Origin of the sequence: Vibrio sp. V33_P6A3T137, from assembly GCF_009904835.1 — a bacterium.
In the GTDB taxonomy this organism is placed as follows: Bacteria; Pseudomonadota; Gammaproteobacteria; order Enterobacterales; family Vibrionaceae; genus Vibrio; species Vibrio metschnikovii.
On the sequence record NZ_WXWK01000054.1, the window covers coordinates 19787 to 32576 of the forward strand.

The window sequence follows — 12790 nt, forward strand, 5'->3', positions numbered from 1 at the left end:
GGGTATTATTTACCCATGATGCAAAGCCTCACCCTTTTGGGTGGGGTTTTTTTGTTGCCCGGAGAAAAAGATGCAAGACAAACAGATGCTCGGACAAGGCCTGCTGCCCAATGCGACCGTCAACGCTCAAGTAGATATGAGCCAGCCAACGCAAAAGCCAAAGCGCTTTTTGCCTAAAAACTTCAATCCGCAGAAGTATATGCAAAGGCAAGAGCCAGAAAACCTTGATGTATCCTTTATGGACGCGGTAAAGGCTGTGGGTAGCGGTGCAGCAAGCATGTTCGCAGGTGTTGGTGAGCTTGGGCATCAAACCATCGGTGTTGGTGCTGGATTGCGCGACATTTCTCAGTCTATATCAGAAAGCTTAATCGATAGCATGACGCCTGACGGTCAGACCGCGTTGAATCGCTCTCTATTTACCGAAAATGAAAATGGCCGGCTTGCGCTTGGTGATGGTGCAAGCGACATTGACGTGTGGGCAATGAAGATTGCGCAGGGTCTGGGCTCTCTTGCTGGCACGGTATTGCCTGGCGGCGCAGCAGGGGCGGCAGCAAGGGTTACTCTTGGTCGAGCCATCACGAATAACATGATAAAGCGCGGCCTTAGTGAAGTAGCTGCAAAGCAAGTGGCTGATAAAGCGGTTGGCCACATTGCTGGAGCAGCGGCTTTAGGCGGTGGCTTTGCTGGCTCTTTAGGTGGCGGGGCCTTAGATGCAAAAGCAGCAGTTTTGGATATGGATTTTAACTGGCTAGCGGAAAACTCAAATACCTTTCGTGACAATGCGCATCGAATAATGACCGATCCTAAATATGCAGACCTATCACCAAAGCAAAGAATGGAACTTGCAAGAGAAGAAACGGCAGAGCACGCCAGTCAGTCAATGATGGCTAATCCTATCTCCATTGCGGCAAGTGCGGCAGGTGCACTCGGTGATAAGATGTTATTTGGTGCGATAACCGGAAAGTTGGGTAAATCAGTAGCCGGTGGGGCAACCAAAGGTGCGGTTGGTGAAATGGCTGCAGAGGCTATGGAGTCTGGTGGTCAAGCTTATTCAATGAATACCACATTGAATGACGTTGCTGGAACAGATACCGATCCGTGGCAGGGTGTTAAATCTACCGCTGCAGAAGGCGGCGTGATTGGTGGAATGGTGGGTGGTCCTGTGGGCGCGGTGGGTGGTTACCGTGGAAGTAAGCAACATTCGCCTCTAGATCAAACGCCGCCATCCGAAACTCACACTGTTGAGCCTAATCAAGAAGAACGAGTTGATGAAGCTACTCCTAGCCAGAATGTCAGTCAGACAGCTTCCGATCAAATCAAAGCAAGGTTTGATGAGTCTCGATCGTCCTTGGTCGAATCGGGTGTGCTTCCCGAGCAAAATGATTTGCAAGAAACTATTCAGCTTGCAAGAGCGCTTGACCCAGAGAGAGCTGCGCAAATAGAAGCAGAGTTGAAAGACGAATCGATTAGCGAGGAACGGGCGAATCAACTTGAGGCTGAATACTTTAATCTTGCTGAAAATGCTCGACGAATGGATATCGATCCGGTGAGTGCCATCGTTGAAGATAGGCTTGCAGCGAATAAAAAACGGCCTGTTAAATCAGAGTCTAGTCAGCAAACAGAGCAGAAAATCCAGACCGAATTACAACCAGAAACGTTACCAGCAGAAATAGCGGATAAGTATGGCTTGCCTCGTGACTATGAGCCAACGAAACAAGCGCAAGCAATTCGAGAGCAGCAAGGTATTGCGTTAAGGGATGACTTAGAAATGCGCTCGGAACCTATTCAGGCACAGCCAGTTAGCCCATCCGATGTTAACCAGTCTGCCGTTGATATTAGGCAACGCCTACTTGAAAGCGATCGGCAAGAAAGAGATCAGCAAAGGCTGAGAGCTAAGGATTTTGAGACGGCTAAAAATCAGTTTAAACAAGATCGAAAGCTTTCCAGAGACGATGTTAGTATTGAGCCACAGGCTGGTAAGTCAAACTTTTCTAATCGCCCCAACAGCATGAAACTTAGAGAGCAAGGAAAAAAGCCTGTTCGTGATTTTGAGGGAATAGAAAGAAAAACGAGTGCCATTAAAAAGCAATTAACTGAGCAATTAAAACAGGAATCAAGCAGATCTCCGAAAGCGAATAAAATTGAGGACTTTGGCGAAGTTCTTCACGGTGCAAAAAAGCACATAATGGGGGCGCTAGGTGGAGCCCTTGAGAAAAACCAAAGCACTGATGACATTACATCTCAGCCACTTTCTAAAAGCTGGCCAAAGCCGGACGCAAAGAAAATGATCCAGGAGGGAGTAAGCCCAGAAACAGTGGCGGCTTTATCCATAATCAGAAGTCGAATGGCACAAGCGAAACCAAGGAATACTCACAAGCTGGCTCGATGGTCTAGCGCAGTGAAATCGGGTTTAGACTTGTCGCGCATGATTGCTAATGGCGACATCGATTTATCCCAAGCCGATCTCCCTAGCTCCTTAAAGGATATCAAGTCACTCATGAAATTGGCAAAGGACTTGACGCCGGAGCAGATAGATAAGCTTGCAAGCTATTCAATACGCTCAGGAAGTTACTCTCTCGCCGACGGCAAAAGATACAATCCGCCAAAGACGCTGTTTGATATTGTAGGTCCCCCATCTCGGAAAATAACGGGAAAGAGCTTTGAAAGTGAGGCCGAGGCAGTAGCGGCGCTAAAAGAATTGCTAACCTCAGATCACGACAGCTCAACAACCTCGAAAAGAAAAGCCAATATCGATGTTTATAGGCGTCGATCACCGGATGGTCAGTCTGAGTATTTTATTGGCCTTAAGGCTGGCAAGAATGTTGTCACAGTAAAGGATGGGTTTGATAGTAGTAATGCAGCGAGGGAGTATTTGCAGTCAAACCGAGAGGCGCTAGAAAGTAAAATTAGCGATATCCGAAAAAAAGTATCACAAGAACAGCGAAACAAGAGTAATCGTGATCGTCAGGGTATCGAGCGCAGAAAAGGGGATGTTTCTCCCGAACAGTTTTCTGATGCTTTCGGTTTTCGCGGAGTACAATTTGGTAACTGGGTTGAAGGTGCAAGGCGACAAACAGAGCTCAATGATGCTTATGATGCGCTCATGGACTTGGCCGAATTGGTTAACATCCCACCTAAAGCCATTTCTCTTAACGGTAAACTGGGCCTTGCATTTGGTGCTCGCGGTAGCGGTAAAGCAAAAGCGCATTACGAGCCAGGCAGTGTTGTCATCAACTTAACCAAAACCAAAGGAGCCGGATCACTGGCGCATGAGTGGTTCCATGCGTTAGATAATTACTTTGGAAAGACTGCAGGTATTCGTTATAGCGAGTTTGCCACCGATGCGCGTCGGCCAGCGGATTTTCGTGGCGAGATCAGGCAAGAGATGGCAGAAGCGTTTTCTTTATTGAGAGACGCTATTGACGCAACGGGCATCAGTGATAGGTCGTCAAAGCTTGACGCCATGAAAAGCAAGCCATACTGGTCAACAATGGTTGAGATGCTAGCGCGTTCATTTGAATCTTATGTGATAGATAAAAATAAGGGCAAGGATATTACTAACGATTATTTAGCTAATATTCTCTCGGAAGAGCAGTGGCAGTCTCGTTATGGAAGAGATCCCGACTTAGATTATGCCTATCTAACCAAGTCAGAATTAAACACGATTAAACCAGCATTTGATCACTTCTTCCAAACCTTAAAGCACAAGCCTGATGGTGATGGTGTCCTGCTTTACAGCCGTGAGAGCTTCTTGCAGCAAGCGCCAGTAAAAGGAATGACCGTCAAAGGTGCTGAACTTGCTGCCGATCAATGGTTGAAAAACTACAAGGGTGGCGCAGGAGTTAAAATTCAGGTGGTGAAAACTCAACCAGAAGCCGAGGCTATAATGGGCGCAAGCTTTGATGGCTCTGTGGTTAGCGCCTTGTATAGCGATGCAAGACGGCTTGTGGTCGTTGTGGCTGACAACATTGAAAACGCCAAAGATTTACGCCAAAAGTTGCGCCATGAAGTGTTGGTGCATCACGGCCTTAGGGCTGTGGTGGGTGATATGGAATACATGAAGATCATGGAGCGTATTGCTCGAGGTAAAAACTCACCACATCTCAAAGAACTCTGGGATACCGTGGATAGAAACTATAAAGGGTTTGAGCCTCTTTATCAGGTTGAAGAAGTGCTAGCGCATGCTGCAGAAATAGAACGACCAGCCATTAAACGTTGGTTTGATAGCATCGTTGAAATAATAGCTCATGCGCTGCGTCGTGTTGGCTTGATGTCGCCTGGTGATATGACCAAATCGGAGATGTACAACATCGTCAATACGTTAAGCGATCGAATTAAGTCAATCAACCAGTGGGCTGACAAATCAAGGCCCGAGGCAAAAAACACTGAAACCAGACTTTCTCAAACGTTGTTTTCTCAAAAAAGCCGGGTTCCTGAGCATGCTGACATCATTAAAGGGGAGCCAGTTAAGGGCTCAACAATGAAAGAAAAGCGCCTTTATGCCCAGCAGCAGGGATTTAGTCGCGCCGGAATCTATACTAACAAAGATAGTGGCTTTGAAATCACGGTTGGACGAACAGGAGTTAAACACACCACGTCGAGAAAGGCGTTCGATCATTTGCTTTCATCAATGAAGTATATAGATCGAATCATTGAAGATTCACTTTATATTGGGAGCAAACCCGAAGCCAAGGGAAACGCTAATGTTAAAGCCCATCATTACTTCGGAATTAAATACGAATTAGAAGGTCAAGTACACGATGTAGTTGTTGATGTAAGAGAGATGCCGGATGGTAAATTTTACTATGATCACTCTTTCGAGAAAGATGTTTTAGCTTCCGATGGCAACGATTCAGGGTCGCGCCTACTTCCCCTAGAACCCGATAACAATACTAGCAGAGTTGCGGAAGCTGATGAAATATTAACCACGCACGATAGTGGTGTCAATAATGTTTCAGAGGAGCATGATACGGGGAAGATTAAGTTTTCTAAACGAATGGGTGATTCTGCGAACTTAGATCAGCCGTTTGTGACCAATCCCGGTGCAATTTCGCCTCGCTGGAAAGAGTTAGCCAAGCTAAGAGGATGGTGGGATTCTGCAAGCGATGTGTTACGGCGTAACGATGCAACTAAACCCGTTGCAGAGGCTATTGATAACTTTTATGACTTAACTCGTGAACACATGGGCACTGTTAATACCATTATTGATCCTACATTTAGTAAGTATCGAAAACTTAACAAAGCTGACAAAAAAGCGGTTGATAAAGAGTTTGAGAATTACATGCATGCTAAAGAGAGTGGTAATGCACCCGATAAAGCCAAACTGTCAAACATGACTCGTGAATTGGTGGAAACGTGGGAGCAGGTTGCTGATGTTACTGGCCGGATCAACAAAGAGGTTGGCGTTAAGGTTTATGACGTTGTTGCCAAAGAGTGGCGAGACATCGGCTTTTTATCAAAAGACTTCTGGCCACGTAAGCTGCGTCCTGAAATTCAGCAAGCCTTAGCCGACCCTGCAAATCATCACGATACTTGGCGAGCGATGGCCCAAGCACTTTATGATGATGGTCGGATTGATAGCGTGGATTACCAAAAGGCCTCAGAGTACATCGGTAAGGAGCAGGCAAAGCTACCTAAAGACAGCCATAACGATTACTTTGCGGGTACCGAGCAAGCTCGTGGCGTAGCTCTGCCTGCGTTCTTTTATGATTATACTTGGGATGCCGCCATGCAGTATAAGGATAAATGGGCAGAAGCTACTGCGCGTATCCAGTCGTTAGGTCAAAGAGCGGTGACGGGGCAAGATCTGATTGATACCACTGCTGAGAGTATTACAGACCAAAATACGCTTAAGTATTTAAGGGCAACTCAAGACAGGATTTATAACCTTGTTCCAAACGATAGTTATATTCGAGGCGCAGCAACGTTAAATACCTTGGCTACCGGCTTACAGTTAGGTAACCCGGCAACGGCATTGCTAAACCTGATTGGTGGTACTGCGCTAAACTTTCAGGCTTACGGTCCCGTTAGGGCGACCAAGGCATTGATTTCTGAGCTAAAAGACTTGTCTGGCAATATCAAAGACGCGCGAAAAGTTGGGATCTTAATTGATGATTACTTGATGCTCCAACAAGACGCAACCCAGGCAGGGGTAAACGAAAGCTTGCAGAAGTTTGCTACGAATATGATGAAGTGGGGCGGCTATACGCCAATGGAACTGTTTATCCGTACTCATTCACATGTGATTGCAAAAAATATGCTTCGTGAAAGTTTGGCTGCATGGAATCAACAAATTGATAGCAAGAAGTCACTCAAAGAGATGGCGTGGTATCAACGAAATGGTTTTGATGTTGATACATTGATTGCTGAAAATGGCCAAGGGCCAGAGACAAATCGCTTTTATCGCAAGGTAGTTAATACGACTCAGGGGAGTTATCGAATCGACCAAACTCCTATCTTTGTGGATTCGCCGATCGGTAAGTTCTTATTTAAGTATCAAAAATTTGGCACTCAGTTGTCTCGTATGTTCTGGATAAACCATTTAAAACCCTTTATTGATTCTGTTACCAAAGGTGGCGAGACGATAAAATACACCAAAGATGGTAAGGAATATTCCGCTAGGGTAAAAACGTTTATGCCTATGGTGAATTTCTTTGGCGGGGCAATATTAGCCGGTGCAGGGCTTAATGCTTTAAGGGCGGCTATTTTTGGTTACGATGATCCATCTCCAAATTTAGATGAGATAGAAAAAGCACTAGCAAACGATGACACAGCAAAAGCGGTTGCGCTATCTGCAAGCCTAGCTTGGAACTCTATGATGGCAACCGGCGCACTTGGTTTCTTTGGTAACTACATTCAAATGGCGAGAGACGTTGCCGATAGACAAAGAGTTAAATCTCCCATTGATCCACCTGCGCTTGCGCCAGTAAAAGCTTTTGCAGAACTTGGATTAATTCTTGCCGAGCAAGGTACGATCACAAAGAAAGACATAGATAAACTAGCCGACACGATTTCTATTTATCGAACCACTAAACGCGGTGTTTTAGGTGCGGCTGATAATGTTGGTTTGGGGTTTGACGTTGCACGATTGGAAGGCATTCGGCGAGATAGGAATGATATTCGTCGTTACATTCGCCGGTACAGTAATGATATTGGTCTCGAAAGTAAGCGTAGAGCTCCAGAACGTTATGGTAAGACAGAAATGTCACCGATTAATGGTGCATTAATTGAGGCAGCATTGCTCGGCCAACCAGAGCGAATGAAAGCAATTGTGCGTAAACATCTTGAAAGCCTAAAAACGCCTAGTGAAGTACAAAGCGCATTAACTAGCATGCGATCGGCCATTCGTTCAGCGCAGCCAATTCGTGTAAGTTTAAGCCCGTCAATTCGTGAGCGAGCAGAGTTCTTGAAATGGGCGGAAGATAACTTAACGGATTCAGACTATCAGAAAATGATAGAGATGGATCGCGCTTATGTTGAGGCAGCGACCGCAGCAGGCTTGATGACTAAATCAAGAAGAAATGAGCTGGCTAGGCAAGAGCGTAGGCATCGAACATTGACCAGGGAGTTTGACAGTGATCGAGCGCGAGAAAACTTCTTACGCAGACTTGGGGTTTAGTTTTTATAGAAAAGCCCTCCACTAAACAGAGGGCTTCTAATTCCAGACAGTGCAAGCGAAAGCTGTCGATGCCAAGTTAACTGCTTATGAGAATATCGCGCAACTATTAACTATTTATTCTGTTCTATTTTTGCGAAGTATATATAACTTTTATGCGCAATCGCATGCTTATCTGTTTGTCGTCATGATTTTTACAAGTAGTACTAATTGATATAGCTACATTAGTTCAGCCAAAAGAATAGTGTTCGATCAGTTATGATAAAACTAACCTTTATGTTTTAATATGGCATCGAGCTCTTGTTGAACTTATCAAAAGAAATATATTGCGATCTAAGTCGCATACGTTAGAATGCGTCGGTACTAAAGAACAGGTGCATCCGTATTTGTACCAAATTTTGTACCAAATCAGTTTTAAATATTAAGCTTTTGATATAAAGCATTGATTTTTAAGAATAAAAAACAAAACATGTGTTGCTTGGTGTGCAACACCACTGTAAGGATTATTCATGCCTATTATTACTCTTCCTGACGGCAGTCAGCGTCAATTTGATCACCCTGTCTCTACCATGGACGTCGCTCAATCTATCGGTCCTGGTCTTGCTAAAGCAACCATTGCAGGCCGTATCGATGGCCGACGTGTTGATGCTTGCGATCTGATTGAACATGATGCAAGCCTTGAAATTATTACGGTTAAAGATGAGGCTGATGGATTAGAAATCGTTCGTCACTCTTGCGCGCATTTATTAGGGCATGCTCTTAAGCAGCTTTATCCGCAAGCAAAAATGGCTATCGGTCCAACCATCGATAGTGGTTTTTACTACGATATCGATCTTGATCATTCGCTCTCACAAGAAGATCTTGAGCGCATCGAACAGCGAATGAAAGATTTGGTTAAAACCAAATACGCGGTTGTTAAGCATAAAGTCAGTTGGCAGGAAGCTCGGGATACTTTTGAATCTCGTGGTGAACCTTATAAGATCGAAATCTTAGACGAAAATGTTGCTCGTGATGATCGCCCTGGTCTTTATCATCACGAAGAATATATCGATATGTGTCGTGGTCCACACGTACCTCATATGGGTTTTTGTCAGCATTTTAAACTGCTCAGTGTTGCTGGCGCGTATTGGCGTGGTAACAGTGACAACAAAATGTTACAACGCGTTTATGGCACGGCTTTTCATGATAAGAAAGCACTACAAGCTCATTTAACTCGTTTAGAAGAAGCGGCCAAGCGTGACCATCGTAAAATTGGTAAGCAGCTTGATCTTTTTCATATGCAGCAAGAAGCGCCGGGGATGGTTTTCTGGCATCATAATGGCTGGTCTATCTTCCGTGATTTAGAAGTTTTCATTCGTCATAAATTAACGGAATATGATTACCAAGAAGTGAAAGGTCCATTGATGATGGATCGCGTTCTATGGGAACGTTCTGGTCACTGGGATAAATACGCGGACGCGATGTTCACTACATCATCAGAAAATCGTGAATATGCGATTAAACCGATGAACTGCCCAGGTCACGTACAAATCTTTAATCAAGGTTTGAAATCATATCGTGATTTACCCTTGCGCATGGCTGAATTTGGATCGTGCCATCGTAACGAACCTTCAGGTTCATTACATGGTATTATGCGTGTGCGTGGTTTCACTCAAGATGATGCGCATATTTTCTGTACTGAAGATCAAATACAACAAGAAGTAACATCGTGCATTAAAATGGTGTACGACACGTATAACACCTTTGGTTTTGAAAATATTGCGGTTAAACTATCTACCCGTCCTGAAAAACGAGTAGGCAGTGACGAGATTTGGGATAAGTCTGAAGAGGCCCTGAAACACTCGCTTGACGCAATGGGTATTGCCTATGAGATTCAAGAAGGTGAAGGTGCTTTTTATGGTCCTAAAATTGAATTCACTTTGTATGATTGCTTGGATAGAGCATGGCAATGTGGCACAGTTCAATTGGACTTCAATCTTCCATCACGTTTAGGCGCGACCTACGTTGGTGAAAGTAATGAGCGCTTAGTCCCGGTTATGATTCACCGTGCGATTTTAGGTTCTCTTGAGCGCTTTATCGGTATTCTTATCGAAGAATATGCGGGTTTCTTCCCAACGTGGTTAGCTCCTGAACAAGCCGTGGTAGTCAATATCACCGATAAACAGGCTGATTACGCTCAAGAAGTCGTACAAAAGCTACAAAAATGTGGCATTCGTGCGAAAGCGGACTTGAGAAATGAGAAGATAGGCTTTAAAATCCGCGAACATACTTTAAAACGTGTACCGTATATGCTCGTTTGTGGCGACCAAGAAATGGAAGCTGGTGAAATTGCAGTACGTACTCGAAAGGGCAAGGACTTAGGTAAATTTAAATTGGATGATTTTATAACTCACATCCAAGCCGAAGTTTCTAGCCGTCAGCTCAATCTGGAGGAATAAACTATTAAAGGCGGAAGACGTGGCCAACAGCCGGCCAAACCAAACCAGCACCGTTTAAACGGTGAAATTCGTGGCGTTCGTGAAGTTCGTTTAACTGGCGCAGATGGTGAATCCGTTGGTGTTGTATCAATCAGCGAAGCACTAGAAGCGGCCGTAGAAGCTGGTATGGATCTTGTAGAGATCAGCCCTAACGCCGAGCCACCTGTTTGTCGTGTGATGGACTATGGCAAATTCCTCTTTGAAAAGAGTAAAGCTGCTAAAGAGCAGAAGAAGAAGCAAAAACAGGTCCAGATTAAGGAAATAAAATTCCGTCCTGGAACTGATATCGGAGACTATCAGGTAAAACTACGCAACCTGACTAGCTTCCTTGAAGAAGGCAACAAAGTGAAAGTAACTATTCGCTTCCGTGGCCGTGAGATGGCGCACCAAGAAATCGGTGTTGATGTTTTGAATCGTCTGAAAGAAGATACGGCTGATATCGCGGTAGTAGAATCTTTCCCGAGCAGAATTGAAGCACGTCAGATGATCATGATGCTTGCCCCTAAAAAGAAGTAATTAACGGCATTGCAAGTAATAAAACCTAGTGATTAAAAGCTGGGTTTTATTCGCCCTAATTACATTGTTATTAAACTACTACAATGCGGAGTTATTCATCATGCCTAAGATGAAAACCAACAAAGGTGCTGCTAAGCGTTTTAAGAAAACAGCTGGTGGTATTAAGTACAAGCACGCTACTAAACGTCACATCCTGACTAAGCGTACTACTAAGAACAAGCGTCAACTACGCCCTAACTCAATCCTTCCGAAATGTGAAGTGGCTGGTGTTATGCGCATGTTGCCATACGCTTAATTCTTTTTAGTTTATTTATCGTTTAGTTTAGGAGAGACATAATGCCTCGCGTAAAACGTGGTGTACAAGCTCGTGCACGTCATAAGAAAGTTCTAAAACAAGCTAAAGGTTACTATGGTGCACGTTCACGTGTTTACCGCGTAGCTTTCCAAGCCGTTACTAAAGCAGGCCAATACGCTTACCGTGACCGTCGCACTAAAAAGCGCCAGTTCCGTCAGCTATGGATCGCGCGTATTAACGCTGCATCTCGTCAAAATGGTCTATCTTACAGCCGTTTCATCAATGGTCTTAAGAAAGCCTCTATCGAGATCGATCGTAAGATCCTTGCAGATATCGCAGTATTCGACAAAGCAGCATTTTCTGTTCTTGTTGAGAAAGCGAAAGCTGCTCTGTAATAGAGTTTTAACTGTTTAATCGAAAGGAGGGCTTAGGCTCTCCTTTTTTATAAGCGAGATAAAGGGCTCAATACCCCGTTTGCTCCTCTATCCAATACATGAGTATAAATTTGTGTCGTTGAGACGTCAGAATGACCAAGCTGCTCTTGTACCGTTCGAATATCAGCTCCTGATTCGAGAAGATGGGTTGCAAATGAGTGTCTTAGCGTATGGCAAGATACTGATTTTTTAATTTCAGCTTCTTTTACTGCTCTTTTTACGGTTCGTTGTAATGAGGTTTCATTAATATGATGCCGACGTAATAAGTTGCTTTCCTTATCAACCGATAATGCGTTAGATGGAAATAAGTAATGCCAATGAAATTCGAATGGTGCTGTCGGATATTTGCTATTTAATGCGTTAGGCAACCATACGCCACCATAACCTTTCGTTTCCATATCTTTATCGTAGTATCGTTTTGCGAGTGATATTTGTTCCTTGATTAAAGGGTGTAACTCTTTGGCCAGTGTTACTGTTCGATTTTTCCCTCCTTTTCCCTGCCATATCCTCAAAGCTCCATAATCAAAATCGATATCTTGTATACGTAAGCGAACGCATTCCATCAATCTTAGTCCTGAACCATAAAGTAGTTTGATGTGAAGCTGATATTTTGGATCAACATGATTAAAGAAGCGTTTTATTTCTTCTCGTGTCATGACGATCGGTAGCTTTTTTTCCAATTGAGATTTTTGGAATTTCATTTCCAGTGTTAATGGCTCTTTGATGATCTCCCTATACAAAAAACTCAGTGCATTCAAAGCCAATGATTGTGTTTTGGTTGCTACTTTTTTTTCAACAGCTAAGTAGGTTAAAAACTGTTCGACATCACGAGAGCCTAATAGATTAGGGTGAGTTTTATTATGAAAGACCACATATTGCGTTATCCAATGTATATAAGATTCTATAGTTTTGTTAGCATAATACCTGACTTGCATATATTCCTTTACGCTAAGCAGAAATTGAGATTTCATACATAAGTCCTTTGCTGTTTTTATATACAGTGATGTGGGTTTTATAGGCTGTCAATAACTAAGTGGCATTTTGCCGTTTATTTAGATCTGCTTCTCATTGCGATGGTGTATAACATGATGAATCAGATGGTTATTATGTTACGATTGTTCGACCTTTGCTCTAAAAGGCGGCGGTAGCGTGGAAGAAAAGACGGCATGTTTCAGTGTAATAAGCGTTAGCTTACCAATCGAAACTATCGCCCAGAATTGTTTATTATTTCAGGTGATTTTGCGGTAACTGAGATTGCCCTAATACAGCTACGATTAAGATGAAATTCTCTTCCTTTGTGAAGTAAGCAGTATGTTTTCCAATCGGAAAGTAAAAGCCGTTACTATATATTTCATGGCAGCTTCGTCCTAAATCAGGATTATCGGCGAGCATTTGAAAGCCAGAAAGTAGTGTTTCTTTATAACGTTGCCACTGTAATTCGGAAAAATTGTTG

7 protein-coding genes are annotated in these 12790 nt (G+C 43.7%); 5 read left to right on the plus strand and 2 right to left on the minus strand.

All coding sequences use genetic code 11. The features are described from left to right. The first annotated feature begins 70 nt into the window (after positions 1–70). The 5 genes from CAG60_RS05005 (at position 71) to rplT (ending at position 11298) form a co-directional block, all read left to right on the plus strand. Entirely contained in the window at positions 71–7618 is a 7548-nt protein-coding gene (locus CAG60_RS05005; protein WP_161438428.1) for an LPD5 domain-containing protein, read from the plus strand. A gap of 506 nt (positions 7619–8124) precedes the next feature. Next, positions 8125–10053, plus strand: a complete 1929-nt coding sequence (gene thrS / locus CAG60_RS05010) for a threonine--tRNA ligase (RefSeq protein ID WP_004397152.1) — start codon at positions 8125–8127, stop codon at positions 10051–10053. 3 nt (positions 10054–10056) lie between these two features. Then, positions 10057–10608: a translation initiation factor IF-3 gene (infC, locus tag CAG60_RS05015; RefSeq protein ID WP_083797783.1), complete on the plus strand. Its 552-nt coding sequence runs from the start codon at positions 10057–10059 to the stop codon at positions 10606–10608. 100 nt (positions 10609–10708) lie between these two features. Beyond that, complete coding sequence (rpmI, locus tag CAG60_RS05020) at positions 10709–10903, plus strand: 50S ribosomal protein L35 (RefSeq protein WP_004397162.1); 195 nt, start codon at positions 10709–10711, stop codon at positions 10901–10903. Between the two features lie 41 nt (positions 10904–10944). Beyond that, the gene (gene rplT / locus CAG60_RS05025) at positions 10945–11298 is read left to right on the plus strand and encodes a 50S ribosomal protein L20 (protein WP_004397165.1); all 354 of its coding nucleotides are present in this window, start codon (positions 10945–10947) and stop codon (positions 11296–11298) included. A 47-nt stretch (positions 11299–11345) separates the two neighbouring features. On the opposite strand, the gene CAG60_RS05030 is transcribed toward rplT, so the two are convergent. Further along, entirely contained in the window at positions 11346–12308 is a 963-nt protein-coding gene (locus tag CAG60_RS05030; protein WP_161438429.1) for an integron integrase, read from the minus strand. 253 nt (positions 12309–12561) lie between these two features. Further along, positions 12562–12790 (minus strand): type II toxin-antitoxin system RelE/ParE family toxin (locus CAG60_RS05035; protein WP_161438197.1); only part of this gene is annotated, 229 nt, incomplete at its 5' end.

What these genes read in the sequence shown, in the direction of transcription:
- CAG60_RS05005 (WP_161438428.1), top strand. Translation starts at nt 71, where the DNA reads ATGCAAGACAAACAGATGCTCGGACAAGGCCTGCTGCCCAATGCGACC.
- thrS (WP_004397152.1), top strand. Translation starts at nt 8,125, where the DNA reads ATGCCTATTATTACTCTTCCTGACGGCAGTCAGCGTCAATTTGATCAC.
- rpmI (WP_004397162.1), top strand. Translation starts at nt 10,709, where the DNA reads ATGCCTAAGATGAAAACCAACAAAGGTGCTGCTAAGCGTTTTAAGAAA.
- rplT (WP_004397165.1), top strand. Translation starts at nt 10,945, where the DNA reads ATGCCTCGCGTAAAACGTGGTGTACAAGCTCGTGCACGTCATAAGAAA.
- CAG60_RS05030 (WP_161438429.1), bottom strand. Translation starts at nt 12,308, where the DNA reads ATGAAATCTCAATTTCTGCTTAGCGTAAAGGAATATATGCAAGTCAGG.